This window comes from Flavobacterium sp., from assembly GCF_013822155.1.
Taxonomy (GTDB): Bacteria; Bacteroidota; Bacteroidia; order Flavobacteriales; family Flavobacteriaceae; genus Flavobacterium.
Genome location: NZ_PNJW01000012.1, coordinates 23,735 through 37,513, shown reverse-complemented (window position 1 = coordinate 37,513; position 13,779 = coordinate 23,735). Strand labels below are relative to the sequence as shown.

Below are 13,779 nucleotides of genomic sequence, written 5' to 3'. Positions count from 1 at the left end.
TTTTGCTTCTTTTCTTTGGTCGCTATTTGAAAAGAAAAGAAGTCAGTCTTAAACACAACAAATGGGATAGTGAATATCCCATGTAAAAATCTAGCAACCTGCTTGGTAAGATGTAAGGGAAGGGAAATGTGTAGCGGTACATTTTGACAAAGGGGTTGCACCAATTTTAAATGCAAAAATTCGTTTCCGACCGTAGTAAGGAATTGCATTTTTGCCCGCCGATTTTGGCATTTAGGCTACTTTTATCGGGTGCGTTCGGAAATCTTTCAGATTGTGAAAAAATCCCTTGTATTCGGTCATTCCCGTGCGGAACAAGTTCCACAACAAGGAACACCCCATTTGTGTCAATGATGAATTGATAAACAAATCCTGGTTTTCCAATGCTTCGGCAAGTGAGCAACTTGGCGTGTTGTCCCCTTGTTCGGATTGCTTCAGCAATTCGCCAAATTCATCCGTAACAAAAGGCAGGCTTGCCACCGTTCGGTATTTCTCTGAATTGGGTTGTTTTATCGCTCCGATAGTAGATAGCAGTACCTGCCCTGTATCTTGGCTGTTGCCAAAGTCCATCCAATATTTTGGTTCATCTTGGTAGTGTCTTCGGTAGCTTGTTTCTTTTAGGATTTCAGCAACGCCAAACCTCGCCTGTACATTGTCCACACACGTAATAGTAATGATTGCCCTTGCTTTTTCGGGCAATCTTCCGAATTTATCCTTTTCAAATTTTACCGTTTCGGCTTTCCAATTTGTTCCTGCCCAGCGGTTGCAACGATTGATCAAGGTAACGGATTTGTATAATCCTGTTTCACTTTCTGCAAAACGCTGTCTGCCCAAATTGGCACTCGTGATAATGTCATCATCCCAAAGGCGTACCTGCAACCCTGCGTGTCCCAACGCTATCAGGCTCTCGTTTATTTCCATCAGGGCGGTCAATACTTTTGAGCCTGTGCCACCTGCCCCGATAAGGTTTAGCGAAATCGGATTGGTCGGACTGAGCAGGTAATTGTCCGTAAAATGCACTGCGGTTTTTTCTGTTCCCATCACAATAGATTTTTAAGGGTTTTGTTATTCTTTTTCAATGCTTCTTTCGGAAAAGGCTTGTCAGTACCAACAAGGTCTTTCCAAAGGTTTACAATGTTTGTTTTTGTCAAGTTCTCGCATAAGGAATGGCTGAAATAGGAATTGAAAAAATAATGTTCCCACGCCTGTATAAATTCCTCAACCGAAGCCGAATTTTTAATATCAATGCCAACAGTACCCATACAAACATTGCCCTTTTCGTAGATATTGAAGAAAGGTGCATAATGCAATGGCGTTTTCTCGGTGGGTCTTCTGTCGTTTGCCAATGCAAATACTGTAAGACTGCTTTTGTTCGCCAACCAAAGCATGGGCGGTACTTGTGCTATTCCATTAGGGATGCCCAAACTATCCACAAAATACAGTTGCCTTTTCTGTGCTTTGGTGTACCATAATACTGTACCTTTTTCAACATTCGGATTGAAATGCAGAATGTTTGTCGGTAAGATTCCTTTTGGTTTTAAAAAGGCTTGGTTCTTTTCTTCATCGGTCTGTAAAGCTTTTGCCAAAACATTAGCTTCCTTTACGGTTAATGGATGGGCATTGATAGGCGTTCCGTTGCTGTCCATATCGAAATGCTCCACATACATATAGGTTTCAGTTCCTTTGGCTTCATAAAAAACCAAAGCAGATTTTGGATGGTACAATGTGCCAAAATGGTCTGTTATGTCGGTTGTATTATTCATTTTTCTATTATTTTGTATTCGTATAATAATCCACTCAAATCATTCAATAAATCAAACAGACGGTTCTCAAAATCGAGGTTGGTTGTTGGTATTTCGCTTCCATCAAATCGCTTGGATATGGTAGGTTCTTCCATTGCTCCATATTCGTTAAATTCATTGTTGATGCTGTCTGCAATGCTTTCATATAGCCAACCTTTTGTATCTGCGACAAATGAAATGTACTTTTCCATTCCGATTACTTCATTTTCGTAATCATCATCATAGGGGTCTTGTTCAGGCAATGGTGCGTTTCTGAAAATGCTTGCTGTGGGATATTCCGTATAAAGTGCAAAGGCATTACAAGCAACTTGCCAACATTCCCTGTCGAATGTATCAAGGCTTTTAAATCGGCTCAAACGCTGTTCAAATACCTTTAGATTAATACGGTTGAATAGCTTTTGTTCAATTTTATCGCCTAAATATTCGGCATTTCTCAACTCACTTTTGTACGCTTCGGTTTCGTCTATTTCATCGTCTTGTTCCACCCAATCGTTCATCATTTCGTAGAGCCAATACAAATAACTGTCTTCCTGCCTGTAATATGGAATTTGGGCGATATGGTACAGATAACTGCATACTGATATAAGTAGCTGTGTGGTCTTTTTACGCTTGGGGTCTTTGAGCATTTGAAAGAGTGGTACAATAGGAATATAATACAAGGTTGTACCTGTACTGTATCGTTCCTCACTTGTGAAGTAGATTTTCTTACTGTCCTGTACCAATTTGAAACTATCCCAATTGATATGGGTGCGTTTTATTTTGGCTTCCATATCCCACATAGCCAATGCTATATTGTAGGGAAACTCAAAATTTTTGGTCTGCATTGGTTCAATACTGTAATGGTCGCCAAGTTTGGAAAGGGACTTATAGAAATCCCTCTCCGTTTTCTGACAAGCCTGTACAGATTGTGCTGTTTTCAATTTTGGTAGAAACGTACATTTTAGAATACCATTGGTAGCATTGCTATGGGTACGGATTTCTGTTTGTCTTTCTGCACTTGGCTTGTGTCCTTTGGTCTTTGTAGCCAATTTGCGAACTCGCCCAATTGTCGGTATAACTGCTGTTGTCGTTTCTGTTCGGGTATGCTGATTGTTCCCGATATGATATTGTGTTGCATAATTCATCGTTTTATAATTTTGGTTAACCTTTCGTTCCCATTACGCTCTCAAATTTGTACTCTACTGCATCATCTTTGATTTGCGGTGCAGATACTTTGGCAGTGGTCAAAATCGGGTACATATTGGCGTAAAAATTCATTACGGCTTCCACGCTCCAACGTGGTTCGGGGTCGGTCAATTTGATGTCCTGTCCTTTATCTTTGAGTATGAATACTCGCTCTAATTGGGTTGCTAATAACATAATGCTCGTTTTTAAGTGTTAATATTGTTCTTCGTCCGCTTCATCAATGGGATAATCGGCAGTAACTTCTTCCTCTTTTTGCGGTTCGGGTTTTGCTTCTTCCATTGCCCCGAAAAGGCTCGGTGTTCCAAACTTGTCGGACAATGATGTTTTGCGTTTGCGTATCTCGTCCGCTTTTTCGGGACACTCCGTTATATCAGGAACTTTTATCCACGCTTCACGGAATTTGCCCTCTTTCTCCAACTCGTCCACCTTTGCCATTGCATCTTTAAACTTCTTGTCTTTGGCTTCTTTCTCCTTTTTGGCTTTCTCGGTTTTTTCCTTTTCGATTGCGGATTGCTTTTTAACTTCTTCCAATTGTTTTAGGAATTTTTCCATATCCACCATTAATCCCGATACCTTTTGTATAGGTTTGGTTATCTGCTCAAAAAATCCCTCGTCAAATTCTTGGGGCGTGGCGTTAAATGTCAATGGGGGAATACCGTTTTTGGCGTTATCTCCGCATTGTTCGTTGTTGAGCATAACCGTTACAATTAGGTTGCTTTCTATTCCTTTTGAAATGTTCAGTTGCAATACTCCTGTAAAGTCCAACTGCTGTATTTGATTGAAAAAATTTGTGTTCATTGCTTTTCGATTTTAGTTATTGTTACTTGCTTTTTTATTGCTTTGAGTTTCTCGTGCATATCCTCCCAATAGGCTTTTTGTCGTTTGTCGAACTCGGAGAAACTTTTATCCTCGTGGCGGTACTCTTTGTATTGCCTTGCCATTTCAATAGCTTCTTTAAGGTTCGTTACCTCAATGGAGCATCCGTTCAAGTCTGTTATTTTCATAGGAATGATAGTTTGCGTTCTAAAAGCGTTTCCAATATCTCACAATCGCTATCGTATGTTTCCCCCTCGAAATGGTAAGTGTCCGTTTCTTCATCAAAAGAATAGGTTTCCAGTTCTTCATCGCTCAAACACACATCGTCCAAAATCCCATTTTGATAACTTGCCCTGCCATATACTCCGTTTCCCATTTCCTCATAGTCCTGTATAAAATTCACTTTATATTTTTCCGCCATGTTTCTTAACACTTCTGTATTGGGCGACCATTTAGTTTCATACTGAAATACGCCCTCGTCTCCCTCGTTCCAATAAATATCGAAGAAATACCCTCCGTTGGTATCGCTCGAATAGTCGGGCAGTTGCCCTTCTTCGGTCTTATCTTCCTTTTCCTTCATTGCTTGGAAAAGCTGTTGTATCTGTTTGATTGCTTCGGGTTTGCCCTCGAAAACAACCGTGTTACTGCACCAATTTGCCATAGTTGTTGTTTTTATAGGCTACCACCGTTTAAAGCGGTAGCCTGTTTGTTATTTAATTAAGGTTAAAGGTTTCCGCACCATCCATTGCAAAGGCGGTACATAGTTCAAATGCTTTCTGTGATTTGAGTTGGGCAGTTCCGCCCAATACAATGCTCTGTAATTTGGCTTCATCGTTTTTGTAATTTCTTACATTCTGATAGTAGCCTGTAACTGCATTATATGCTCCGAACAAAGTACCTTTGGTCGTGTCCATTTGTTGGGTATCGCTTATCATTGCATAAGAAAAGGCATCATCAACGGTGTTTTTGAACACGGTGGAAACTTCATCTTCCGCACCTTTTTTGATTAGGTCAAGCATTTCCTTGTTCGGGCAAAGTACCATTTGGATTAACTTTCTTACCTCTCGGTCTGTTACCTTTACCTTTGCCCACTCATTAAATATGCCCTCTAACTGGTTGCTCAATGTGTTAGCTAACCCCATAATCTTGTGGGCATTCTCGATACGCTGTTTTGCCCCCGAAGTGTGTTTGATACGTACTACATTGGTCATACTGCGTAACGAAGCGTTAAGGGTGTTTTGGCAAACAATTCTGATAGGTGTAAATGCGGCTGTGATACTTCCGCTACCATCGTGCGAAGTGGTCAGGAAAATGTACTTTTCCGTTACATCATCGCCATTGCCTACTCGGATATAGTCGGGCAGTTTGGCTGTGATAAAAATGCGTTCTCCGTTGCCTAACGCTCCTGCGGTTTCATAGAGAATACCCTCACCACCGCCTACAATGGCATCAAAGAAATTAAAGGCTTCACGATTTTGTACAATGTGGTAATCCTTACCGACTACTCCCAATACTGTATTGTTATCGGTGCGAATGTTGGCGAAATAGTTGGGTACTTCCAATTCGCTACTGCCTATCTCGATGCCATTAGCTGTTTCGATAATGCCCGAACCTTTGGTAAATATTGGGGATTTTACGACTTCGTAATCTAACCCTGCGTGCTTGATAGCTTCTTCGCTTGTTGGGTATTGCTCCACGATTTGCCCCAAACTGTGCCATGCTTTTTGTTGTACGCTAAAGAATGAATAACGTCCTGTTCTCTCGTTGAAATTAATGTTGTGTGCCATGATATAATGATTTTAAATGTTTAAATACTCGTTGTTAAAATGGGAGGTCGTCCTCTGTTCCCTTTGGTGTTCCCTTGCTACTTTCAGTTTGTGAAGTAACCTGTACGGTTTCTGCTCTCTTTCCACCTCCGTGCAGTTTGATTTGCGAGGTATGGAAATTCAGTCCTGACCTTGGCTCTCCGTCTTTGCCTGTCCATGCTCTTGTACTTACTCGTCCCGATAATTCTACCAAAGTGCCTTTTGTAAGTAGTTTGGCTACATTTGGGGTTATCCAATAGGAGCAGTCGAAATATGTTGTTTGCTCTACACGTTCTCCTTGTCTGTTGCGGTAGTTGTCGTTTGTCGCTACTGAAAAGTTTACTACTTGTTTTTCTTGTGACGTTGTGCGTACTTCTGCATCCCTTGTCAGTCTTCCTGTAATGTTCATAGTTTTTCTTGTTTAAATGATTTATAATACTGTTACATTTCCTTTTCTTCCTGCTCCGCAAAACTTTTTTCCAAAAGAAAAAACGGAAAAAAAGAAAGCCTTCATAGGGTATGGGCAATTGCAAAAACCAAAAGGAAACGGAATAATTGGAGGGGTACCCTTTGGGGAGGAAACCGTTTATGCCGTAGTCTTTTGGTAGGGTGGTGCGGAGGATGCCCATTACACCTTAGCTGCCTTTTTATCCGTTTCGCATTGGAAAAAGTTCTATTCCAATTAGATTTATTGGTTTTATGTTTTAAGAAAATGATAGCTTAAAATTTTTCTAAAGCTTCTACATAAGACTTTGGAGGAAAAAAAAAACCATTAGTAGCCATTTTATGATTATCATTTAGTCTTCTTACTAAATTCAAAATAATGAGCTTACAGGGTGTGAGTTAGAAAAAATTTCCAAAGTCAGTCAGGGCTTTGCTTTATTTAGTTAAGGAGGATTAAAATGGAAGAAAAAGGTGATGATAAAAGTTTGATTGATAATAAAATAACTGAAAATTTTATTGATTTTGAGAAAGAAAAAGAACAAAAAATATTAAATTTACTTGTTGAAATTATTATCTCCACAACGTTAAAAGAACTATATGAAAAGAGCGATTAGATATTTAAGATTTAGCCAATTAGGTCAAAGTAATGGTTCTATTGAAAGGCAAGAGCTTTATACAGATCAATGGCTTAAATTTAACGATGTCAAATTAGTTGATACTTTTATTGATAGAGGTAAGAGTGCTAAGACCTTTGATAGACCAGATTTTATAAAGTTGCAAGAGTTTATTTCTAAGCATTATAAAGTAGTTGATTATCTGTTGGTGGATCAATTAGATAGATTTAGTCGTGATGCGGGAGAGGCAATGAGTATGGTTAAAATGTTACAAAGGAAATATAGTATTCAGGTGGTTAGTGTAACTGAGGGTATAACATTTGATTATGATACTCCCGGTAGTTTTTTTAGAGCGGGATTACAATTATTACTTGCTGAAGAAGATAATATCAATAGGAGTATAAAGATTAGAGGGGGACTTTATACGGCTAGAGCGAAGGAGGGACGTTACATTGGCACAAGACCGCCATTTGGATACATTAAAGTAGGAGAGCAGAAAGATAGAAAATTAGTTGTTGAAGAAAAAGAAGCGAAGATTATTAGTTTTATATATGATGCATATCTAAAAGACGTGCCTTTATATAAAATAAAAGAAAAAGCATATCAATTAGGATTTAAAACAAAAGGTAACACTGCTATTGAAAGGGTTTTATTAAATCCTGTGTATGTTGGCATGCTAAAAGTTCAGGGATATAAAGATTTACCAGGAGGAATTTTTCCCGCTATACATGAGCCAATTATAGATATTACAACATGGCAAATGGTGCAAAACAAAATGAAAAAACCAGACAAGACAAGGTCAGTATTAGATGAAGAAATTCCGTTAAGGGGCATACTCAAATGTCACTGCGGTAATTTGCTTACTGGTGCAGCCTCTAGAGGTAAATCGGGAAAGTATTTTTACTACTATAAATGTAAAGTACCAAAACACAATAACATTAGTGCTATCAAAGCACACAATCAATTTTTAAGTGTTTGCGAATTAATGAGTTTACCAGAAAATATGTTGTTGGAAGTTAAAACAAAATGTAAAAATACATTGGAAGACCATATCAAGTCTAATAAACAAAAAATAATTGAAAAGAAGAAGCTAGTAGATGATACCCAAGAGAAGATGTTCTCACTCGAGGAGAAATGGATTAATAACGAAATATCTAAAGAAACTTATGAAAGGTGGCATTCAAATTTCAATAGTTCTATCTTATCTGCAAAAGCAGCAATAGAAAGACTTAGCAAAAATGAAACTAACGCATTTACTATTTTAGAGAAAAACTTAGAATTGCTAACTGACATTCGTTCAGTGTATTTAAGAGCTGATATTTTACAAAAAAGAGAGTTTGTAAACTTGGTGTTCGACAGCAACCTATACTATCAGGAGGGTACCTATCGAACACCCACCATGTTAAATATTTTTTCTCATAATCACTTGAAAATGAGTGAAAAAGGTTGTCTTTTTTACAAAAAAAAGAGGGATGATTCTTCAATCATCCCTCCCAGTGGAGTCGGAGAGAATCGAACTCTCGTCCAAACAAGCAACCAAAGAGCTTTCTACGCGTTTATCCTCCGATTGAATTTTCGACAAAAAGCAAGGCCAAAGGCAGCCACTTCTTGCTTAGCTTTATAATTGTCAAAACGGATTTAAAGCTTTACCGTTTCTAGGTTTATTTTTTCGGTTCACCTAAATCAAACGCCACAAACCAAGGCTTTCGAGGTGAATCTAGCTTTCCTACCTGGTAGGAACTAGGCAAATCTTACTATAATTCAGATTAAGCAGCTAAAGCGTAATTATTTTCGCCGTTTATAAAGTGTGAACCTTGATATTTACGAGCCAAATGTCCAATGCTCGACGTGCTTACCGTTTAGTTCCACCCGCTGTCAAAACCGGTCGACCCCATTTTTTTGCATTTGTTGTCTGCTATTCCAAGCAAACACAAAAATCAAGCCACAAAGATACATGAAAATTTGTCATAAATAAAACTTGCCTGACTTATTCAATAATGTTACATTTGAAACATTTTTAAAGCATTACAATAAAAATATCACAAATGACATTCGGAATCATCAAAGAACGTAAAAACCCGCCAGACAGAAGAGTTGTATTTACACCCGAAGAATTGGTGCGGTTAAAAAAACAATTTCCTGAAGCAAATATAAAAATAGAAGCTTCAGACATCAGAGTTTTTCCTGATTCTGCCTACACTGATTTAGGGTTGGAAGTAACAAATGATATGTCTGCTTGCGATGTCTTAATTGGTGTAAAAGAAGTTCCTGTTGAGGCACTACTTCCAAACAAAAAATACTTTTTCTTTTCACATACAATCAAAAAACAACCGTATAATCGAAAATTACTCCAAGCAGTTCTAGACAAAAACATCGATTTATATGACCACGAAACCATTGTTGATGAACAAAACCGACGATTAATAGGTTTCGGGCGTTATGCCGGAATTGTAGGTGCTTATAACGCTTTTCGTGGTTTCGGAATTAAATATGAGTTATTCAATATTCCAAAAGCTGAAACATTAAAAGGGAAAGACGAATTAATAGCAAAATTAAAAAGACAGGTTTTGCCTCCCATAAAAATCGTCCTTACCGGAAAAGGGAAAGTAGGCATGGGGGCTAAAGAAATTTTAGATGCCATTAAAATCAAAGAAGTTTCCGTTGAAAACTTTTTGACTAAACTATATTCAGAGCCGGTTTATGTTCAAATAGATGTTTTAGATTACAATAAACGAAAAGACGGTCAGCAACTTGAAAACCAAGATTTTTATAAAAATCCACAAGAATATATTTCCGATTTTGAACGTTTTACAAAAGTAGCCGATGTATTTATGGCAGGTCATTTTTATGGCAATAATGCTCCCTATATTTTGACCCAGGAAATGCTCAAAAAGTCAGATTGTAAAATAAAAGTAGTGGCAGATATTTCCTGTGATGTCAATGGTCCCATTGCTTGCACCATAAAAGCATCGACTATTGCCGACCCATTTTTTGGTTATTTACCTTTTGAAAATAAAGAAGTACCGTTTTCGCATCCGGCCTCAATAATGGTCATGAGCGTAGATAATTTACCTTGTGAATTACCAAAAGATGCCAGTGAAGGCTTTGGCGAAATGTTTATGCAACATGTCATCCCGGCTTTCTTTAACGGCGATAAAGACGGAATTTTGCAACGGGCAAAAATGACTGAAAACGGAATGCTCACACCTCGATTCAGTTATTTACAAGAGTATGTAGAGGGGAAGTAAAATCCCTTTGATTCTTATTGACGTAGCCTAATTTAATGGTTAAGTCCGATTTGTTTTTTACATTTGGAGAATATTATACCCAATGTTGAAAAAAAATTGCCTTTTTCTTTTCATTTTATGGTGTTCCTTGAATAGTTTTTCACAGGAGTTACTTCCTTTTGTTGAAAATTTCACCAAATCAAATTATAACGGTGATAATCAAATTTGGAGCGTAACACAAGGTAATGACAATGCGATGTATTTTGCCAATAATCATTATTTTTTGCGGTACAATGGTGTTAAATGGGATAAATATATTCTTCCTAATAAAACCATTATTCGTTCAGTTTTTTCAGATGGTGACCGAATTTATTGTGGCTCTTACACTGAATTTGGCTACTGGATTAGAACCAACGGGGAGATGATTTATCATTCTTTGAGTAAAGGGAAAGCACTATTTACCGGTTATTCAAATAATGAAGAAATTTGGAAAATTTTTAAATTTCAACAAAAAATATACTTTCAGTCATTCAATGATTTGTTTGTTTTTGATGGAAAAACCATAGAAAAAATCAGAATTCCATTCCAAATTTCCTATTGCTTTGTAGTGGATAATAAAATTTATGCCGCTTCTGTAAGAAATGGAATTTATGAATTTGAAAATAAGAAATTCACCAAAATTGAGAAATGGAAAATAGTAGATAACAACGTTATTCATGCTATTGAAAAAAATAAAAATACACTTTACGTTTTTACTCAAAAAAAGGGTGTTTTTGTAGAAAAAAACGGCGAACTATACCCTTGGAAGATATAACGAATGTTTAATTACGTATATCATGGGAGCATCATCTCCCACTCATCCTATTCCTAATGAAGCTTATCATCAGGCATGGGCAAGAAATGGAAGCATTGTTCACCCGGGATTAAAATATAATATTCCGGTTGTTTTTAATTATAATGGAGCAACAGGAAATGTTGGTCCAATGTTTTGGGCACATTATTCCTATTTGGGTTTAGACCCAAGGGGATTAACTGACCAATATGCAAATTATTGGGAGTTAACACAAAATCATGCTAAAATCATGCATGCCTATTGTGTTGCAAATCCCGTAGGTTGGACTGGTTATAGCGAAGAATGTTGGGGGTTAACCGCCAGTTATTCGAGAAATAATAACGGTTCGGTTGGCTACACTGACCACAAACCGGGCAACGATAGAGGAGTAATTTCTCCTACTGCTGCCTTATCTTCTTTCCCGTACACTCCTGTAGAATCAATGAAAGCCCTTCGTTACTTTTATGAAAGTGAAGATTGGAAAGACAAATTGATTGGAGTTGCCGGACCTTATGATGCTTTTTCGCCTCACCATAATTGGGTAACCAAACGATATTTAGCCATCGATCAGGGAACTATCGTTCCGATGATTGAAAATTACAGAACAGGTTTCTTGTGGAATTTATTCATGCAAGCTCCTGAAGTAAAAACAGGATTACAAAATTTAGGATTTTCATCCACTCAACATGGATTTTAAAATAAAAACGGACTATTTTTATAAATAGTTCAATCAGAAAAAATACAACAATGAATTTTATTAAAACCTCCTTATTACTTTTATTCTTCACTTTTTTGGGAACTGCCCAAACGACGAATAAGACCCAAAACCCAATTTCCAAAGCTCAATTTATTGAAGAGTTAATCGCTAAAATGACAGTGGAGGAAAAACTAGGACAACTTAACTTGCCCACATCCGGCGACATAACAACCGGTCAGGCAAATAGTTCAGATGTTGCAAAAAACATTAAAGAGGGTAAAGTAGGGGGTTTATTCAATATAAAATCAGCTTCTAAAATTAGAGAGGTTCAAAAAATTGCTGTTGAACAAACGCGTTTAAAAATTCCTTTGCTTTTCGGAATGGATGTTATTCACGGATATGAAACCACTTTTCCAATTCCATTGGGATTATCCAGCACTTGGAACTTAAGTTTAATCGAACGCAGTGCTCAAATTGCAGCAAAGGAAGCTAGTGCTGATGGAATCAATTGGACTTTTTCACCCATGGTTGATATTTCACCCGACCCTCGCTGGGGTAGAGTTTCTGAAGGTTCAGGGGAAGACCCTTACCTCGGAAGTCAAATAGCAAAAGCAATGGTTAAAGGGTATCAAGGAACTGATTTATCTCTCAATTCAACCATTTTAGCGTGTGTCAAACATTTTGCTTTATATGGTGCTCCTGAAGCGGGTAGAGAATACAACACAGTCGACATGAGTCGCATTCGTATGTACAATGATTATTTTCCGCCTTACAAAGCTGCCGTTGACGCCGGAGTTGGTTCAGTGATGGCTTCTTTTAATGAAGTGGATGGTGTTCCTGCTACCGCTAATAAATGGTTAATGACGGAAGTCTTACGAAACCAATGGAAATTCAAAGGATTTGTAGTAACAGATTACACCGCCGTTCAAGAATTAATGGAACATGGTATTGGCGATTTTCAAACAGTTTCCGCTGCGGCTTTAAAGGCAGGAATTGAAATGGATATGGTTAGCGGTGGATTTTTAAACACACTTAAAAAATCGTTAGACGAAGGCAAAGTGTCCATGCAACAAATTGATAATGCCGTTCGATTAATTTTGAATGCCAAATATGATTTAGGATTATTTGAAGACCCTTATAGATATTGTGATTTAAAAAGGAATAAAACAGATATTTTTACCAAAGAAAATAGGGCAGAAGCCAGAAAAACAGCAGCGGAATCATTTGTTTTACTTAAAAATGACAACCAACTATTGCCTTTGAAAAAAGCAGGAACAATTGCCATTGTAGGACCATTGGGTAATAATGCAGTCAACATGCCCGGAACATGGAGTGTGGCAACAAAACATGAAATGGCAATTCCACTTTTAAAGGGAATGCAAGAAGTGCTTGGACAATCCGCTAAAGTAATTTATGCCAAAGGGAGCAATTTAACCGAAGATGCAGCCTATGAAGAGCGGGCAACTATGTTTGGCAAAACATTAAACAGAGATAGCCGAACGAAAGAACAACTACTAAACGAGGCTCTACAAATTGCCGGTCAAGCGGATATAATAGTAGCTGCTTTGGGGGAATCTTCTGAAATGAGTGGAGAATCCAGTAGCCGTACGGAATTAGAAATTCCAAGTGTTCAAAAAGAATTATTGGCAGCATTATTAAAAACTGGCAAACCTGTTGTTTTGGTATTATTTACCGGCCGTCCGTTGGTTTTAGTGGAAGAAGATAAAAACCTTTCCGCCATCTTAAACGTTTGGTTTCCCGGAACAGAAGCAGGCTATGCCATCGCTGATGTGTTGTTTGGAGACGAAAATCCTTCCGGTAAATTGACCGCTACTTTCCCAAGAAGTGTTGGACAAATTCCAATTTATTACAGCCATAAAAATACTGGAAGACCATTAACGAATAAAGAAGGTAAGTTTGTAAAATTTCTTTCAAATTATATTGACGAAAGAAATGAACCACTCTATCCGTTTGGATATGGGTTAAGTTATACCACATTTAAATACGACAATTTGAAAGTTTCCAGTCCAACAATGACTTTCTCAGATAAAATAACTGTTTCTGTCGACGTTTCCAATACAGGTAATTTCGACGGTAAAGAAGTAGTTCAATTATACAGTAGAGATGTTGTGGGTTCAGTAACGAGACCCATCAAAGAGTTGAAAGGCTTTCAAAAAATAGCCCTTAAAAAAGGAGAGAAAAAAACCGTTTCATTTGAATTGTCTGTGGGAGATTTAAAATTCTATGATTCCAATTTAGATTTTGTTGCTGAACCTGGAGTTTTTGAATTTTTTATCGGAACCAATTCTGATGTACAACAAAAAGTTAGCATTGAGTTAGTTAAATAATTTTTTGAGTTT

15 protein-coding genes, 1 other RNA gene and 1 pseudogene are annotated in these 13,779 nt (G+C 37.6%); 7 read left to right on the top strand and 10 right to left on the bottom strand.

Going from position 1 to position 13,779, the window contains the following annotated elements; all coding sequences use genetic code 11:
• Positions 1–231: 231 nt before the first annotated feature.
• The 9 genes from C0512_RS05035 to C0512_RS04995 are packed head-to-tail and all read right to left on the bottom strand — an operon-like array spanning position 232 to position 6,014.
• Positions 232–1,038 carry a PRTRC system ThiF family protein gene (locus tag C0512_RS05035; protein ID WP_290859418.1) on the bottom strand — a complete coding sequence of 269 codons (807 nt, stop codon included), beginning with the start codon at positions 1,036–1,038 and terminating at the stop codon, positions 232–234.
• On the bottom strand, positions 1,038–1,760 hold the full coding sequence (locus C0512_RS05030) for a PRTRC system protein B (protein WP_290859416.1): 723 nt from the start codon (positions 1,758–1,760) through the stop codon (positions 1,038–1,040). Before C0512_RS05030 ends, C0512_RS05035 begins: the two co-directional genes overlap by 1 nt.
• On the bottom strand, positions 1,757–2,923 hold the full coding sequence (locus C0512_RS05025; RefSeq protein ID WP_290859414.1) for a hypothetical protein: 1,167 nt from the start codon (positions 2,921–2,923) through the stop codon (positions 1,757–1,759). The genes C0512_RS05030 and C0512_RS05025 overlap by 4 nt, the downstream gene beginning before the upstream one ends.
• A gap of 16 nt (positions 2,924–2,939) precedes the next feature.
• Positions 2,940–3,158: a PRTRC system protein C gene (locus C0512_RS05020; protein WP_074590740.1), complete on the bottom strand. Its 219-nt coding sequence runs from the start codon at positions 3,156–3,158 to the stop codon at positions 2,940–2,942.
• Between the two features lie 18 nt (positions 3,159–3,176).
• Positions 3,177–3,782 (bottom strand): PRTRC system protein E, encoded by a 606-nt coding sequence (locus tag C0512_RS05015; RefSeq protein WP_290859409.1) that lies wholly within the window; start codon positions 3,780–3,782, stop codon positions 3,177–3,179.
• Entirely contained in the window at positions 3,779–3,988 is a 210-nt protein-coding gene (locus C0512_RS05010; protein WP_290859407.1) for a hypothetical protein, read from the bottom strand. Before C0512_RS05010 ends, C0512_RS05015 begins: the two co-directional genes overlap by 4 nt.
• Entirely contained in the window at positions 3,985–4,461 is a 477-nt protein-coding gene (locus C0512_RS05005; RefSeq protein ID WP_290859405.1) for a hypothetical protein, read from the bottom strand. Before C0512_RS05005 ends, C0512_RS05010 begins: the two co-directional genes overlap by 4 nt.
• A gap of 52 nt (positions 4,462–4,513) precedes the next feature.
• Positions 4,514–5,587, bottom strand: a complete 1,074-nt coding sequence (locus tag C0512_RS05000; RefSeq protein WP_290859403.1) for a DUF932 domain-containing protein — start codon at positions 5,585–5,587, stop codon at positions 4,514–4,516.
• A gap of 34 nt (positions 5,588–5,621) precedes the next feature.
• Positions 5,622–6,014: a single-stranded DNA-binding protein gene (locus C0512_RS04995; RefSeq protein WP_290859401.1), complete on the bottom strand. Its 393-nt coding sequence runs from the start codon at positions 6,012–6,014 to the stop codon at positions 5,622–5,624.
• A 16-nt stretch (positions 6,015–6,030) separates the two neighbouring features.
• On the opposite strand from C0512_RS04995, the gene C0512_RS04990 reads away from it, so the two are divergent.
• The 3 genes and pseudogenes from C0512_RS04990 to C0512_RS16000 all read left to right on the top strand — a co-directional run.
• A complete protein-coding gene (locus C0512_RS04990; protein WP_290859400.1) occupies positions 6,031–6,213 on the top strand; it encodes a hypothetical protein in 183 nt (60 codons plus the stop codon).
• Between the two features lie 294 nt (positions 6,214–6,507).
• Positions 6,508–6,663 (top strand): hypothetical protein, encoded by a 156-nt coding sequence (locus tag C0512_RS04985; RefSeq protein WP_290859398.1) that lies wholly within the window; start codon positions 6,508–6,510, stop codon positions 6,661–6,663.
• Positions 6,647–7,435: pseudogene (locus C0512_RS16000) on the top strand (recombinase family protein); the annotation flags it as partial. The gene C0512_RS04985 and the pseudogene C0512_RS16000, both read left to right, overlap by 17 nt.
• Before the next feature lie 722 nt (positions 7,436–8,157).
• Here the strand turns inward: C0512_RS16000 and ssrA are convergent.
• Positions 8,158–8,556, bottom strand: a transfer-messenger RNA (tmRNA) gene (ssrA, locus tag C0512_RS04980).
• A 152-nt stretch (positions 8,557–8,708) separates the two neighbouring features.
• Here ssrA and C0512_RS04975 point away from each other — a divergent pair.
• From C0512_RS04975 to bglX, 4 genes are all read left to right on the top strand, one after another.
• Positions 8,709–9,911 carry an NAD(P)-dependent oxidoreductase gene (locus C0512_RS04975; protein ID WP_290859396.1) on the top strand — a complete coding sequence of 401 codons (1,203 nt, stop codon included), beginning with the start codon at positions 8,709–8,711 and terminating at the stop codon, positions 9,909–9,911.
• 82 nt (positions 9,912–9,993) lie between these two features.
• Entirely contained in the window at positions 9,994–10,704 is a 711-nt protein-coding gene (locus C0512_RS04970) for a hypothetical protein (protein ID WP_290859395.1), read from the top strand.
• 22 nt (positions 10,705–10,726) lie between these two features.
• On the top strand, positions 10,727–11,419 hold the full coding sequence (locus C0512_RS04965; RefSeq protein WP_367160532.1) for a glucoamylase family protein: 693 nt from the start codon (positions 10,727–10,729) through the stop codon (positions 11,417–11,419).
• A gap of 50 nt (positions 11,420–11,469) precedes the next feature.
• Complete coding sequence (gene bglX / locus C0512_RS04960) at positions 11,470–13,767, top strand: beta-glucosidase BglX (RefSeq protein WP_290859394.1); 2,298 nt, start codon at positions 11,470–11,472, stop codon at positions 13,765–13,767.
• Positions 13,768–13,779 lie beyond the last annotated feature (12 nt).

Bases quoted from the DNA above. Each gene is read 5' to 3' on its own strand.
- C0512_RS05035 (WP_290859418.1), bottom strand. From the start codon at position 1,038: ATGGGAACAGAAAAAACCGCAGTGCATTTTACGGACAATTACCTGCTC.
- C0512_RS05030 (WP_290859416.1), bottom strand. From the start codon at position 1,760: ATGAATAATACAACCGACATAACAGACCATTTTGGCACATTGTACCAT.
- C0512_RS05025 (WP_290859414.1), bottom strand. From the start codon at position 2,923: ATGAATTATGCAACACAATATCATATCGGGAACAATCAGCATACCCGA.
- C0512_RS05020 (WP_074590740.1), bottom strand. From the start codon at position 3,158: ATGTTATTAGCAACCCAATTAGAGCGAGTATTCATACTCAAAGATAAA.
- C0512_RS05015 (WP_290859409.1), bottom strand. From the start codon at position 3,782: ATGAACACAAATTTTTTCAATCAAATACAGCAGTTGGACTTTACAGGA.
- C0512_RS05010 (WP_290859407.1), bottom strand. From the start codon at position 3,988: ATGAAAATAACAGACTTGAACGGATGCTCCATTGAGGTAACGAACCTT.
- C0512_RS05005 (WP_290859405.1), bottom strand. From the start codon at position 4,461: ATGGCAAATTGGTGCAGTAACACGGTTGTTTTCGAGGGCAAACCCGAA.
- C0512_RS05000 (WP_290859403.1), bottom strand. From the start codon at position 5,587: ATGGCACACAACATTAATTTCAACGAGAGAACAGGACGTTATTCATTC.
- C0512_RS04995 (WP_290859401.1), bottom strand. From the start codon at position 6,014: ATGAACATTACAGGAAGACTGACAAGGGATGCAGAAGTACGCACAACG.
- C0512_RS04990 (WP_290859400.1), top strand. From the start codon at position 6,031: ATGATTTATAATACTGTTACATTTCCTTTTCTTCCTGCTCCGCAAAAC.
- C0512_RS04985 (WP_290859398.1), top strand. From the start codon at position 6,508: ATGGAAGAAAAAGGTGATGATAAAAGTTTGATTGATAATAAAATAACT.
- C0512_RS04975 (WP_290859396.1), top strand. From the start codon at position 8,709: ATGACATTCGGAATCATCAAAGAACGTAAAAACCCGCCAGACAGAAGA.
- C0512_RS04970 (WP_290859395.1), top strand. From the start codon at position 9,994: ATGTTGAAAAAAAATTGCCTTTTTCTTTTCATTTTATGGTGTTCCTTG.
- C0512_RS04965 (WP_367160532.1), top strand. From the start codon at position 10,727: ATGGGAGCATCATCTCCCACTCATCCTATTCCTAATGAAGCTTATCAT.
- bglX (WP_290859394.1), top strand. From the start codon at position 11,470: ATGAATTTTATTAAAACCTCCTTATTACTTTTATTCTTCACTTTTTTG.